The sequence below is a fragment of the Bacillus sp. GZB genome, assembly GCF_001975995.1.
Taxonomy (GTDB): domain Bacteria; phylum Bacillota; class Bacilli; order Bacillales; family Bacillaceae; genus Bacillus; species Bacillus velezensis.
Genome location: NZ_MTQG01000011.1, coordinates 1 through 1,458 on the forward strand (window position 1 = coordinate 1; position 1,458 = coordinate 1,458).

Below are 1,458 nucleotides of genomic sequence, written 5' to 3' on the forward strand. Positions count from 1 at the left end.
AAATGAGCGGCTGGAACATAAAACAGTGTGTGATTTGGGAACTAAAGGATGCGATCAGTCAGATCCTTAAGTATCCAAAAGAAAAGCTGAATATAGATGAGGGTTTAGGTGACTTCGGCTTCGACTCTATCAGTCTTGCGGAATTTGCCGATGTGTTAAGTGAGCGTTATGAATTAGAGATTACGCCGGATATTTTCTTTGGTTATCCGACGATAGAGAGGTTAAGTCAGTATTTCCTTGAACGTTATTCTGATGAAATGCAGGCGTTCTATCACGAAAGCGGGAAAGAAGTTTCTTTAACAACACCACCGGAAAATAGAGGACAGAAAATAAGAAAGAGCCGTTCCGAAAAATTGGGGACAAAGCAGAAACAGACTGGGGTTGAAAAAGAACCAATTGCCATCATAGGAATGAGCGGAAGATTTCCAGATGCAAGAAATGTAGAGGAACTATGGTTCCTTCTGCATGAGGGACGGGAAGTAATCAGTGAGGCGCCATATGAGCGCGTCGAATGGCGGGAAAGTCAGAACAATACTGAGGATAGAAAAGAAGTCAACAAAAGATTCGGGGTAATTCCAGGTATTTCCGAATTTGAACCTCAGTTCTTTGAAATATCTCCGCGTGAAGCAATGAATATGGATCCCAGACAGCGACTGCTGCTTCAGGAAACATGGAAGGCGTTGGAGGATGCCGGCTATGGTTCCAAGTCATTTGAAGACGAAAAAATAGGAATGTTTGTTGGGATCGAGGACGGGGATTACAAACTGCTAGTTGACGAAGAGGCCGGGATTACCTCAAACCATAATGCCATTCTCGCCGCCAGACTTTCTTATTTCCTAAACCTTGATGGTCCAAACATGGCCATCAATACGGCGTGCTCGTCAGGGCTTGTAGCTGTTCATCAGGCTTGTCAGAGCCTCAGAAACGGAGAATGCGATACTGCCATCGTGGCAGGGGCCAATCTTTTGATTACTCCTGATAGTTATAACGCGATGAATAAGGCGGGAATGCTGTCGGCAGACGGAGAGTGTTACGCCTTTGACAAGCGTGCAAACGGAATGGTGCCGGCGGAAGCCGTGGCCGTTATTGTTTTAAAAAGGCTGTCAAAAGCGGAATCCGACGGTAACCCTGTATACGCAACCATAGTGGGAAGCGGAATTAACTATGACGGAAAAACGAACGGAATTACCGCGCCAAGCGGACGTTCGCAAAGCCAGCTCATCAAAGAAGTGTACGATCGTTTTCATATCAAGGCAGAGGATATGGAATACATCGTGACCCATGGAACCGGGACAAAGCTCGGTGACCCGATCGAGATTAATGCATTGGCAGAGGCATTTAAAGACTATACAGAGGAAAGGAGCTACTGTGCATTAACGTCGACGAAACCGAATATCGGTCATACCTTGGCGGCTTCAGGGATCGTAAGCCTGATAAGCCTTGTGATGTCGTTGAAGA

Annotated in this window: 1 protein-coding gene; it reads left to right on the forward strand. The window is 46.0% G+C overall.

Annotation, left to right across the window (positions count from 1 at the left end; translation table 11 throughout):
* Positions 1–1,458, forward strand: a 1,458-nt coding sequence (locus BXO87_RS05685; protein WP_239692960.1) for a beta-ketoacyl synthase N-terminal-like domain-containing protein, incomplete at both ends; no start/stop codon positions are given.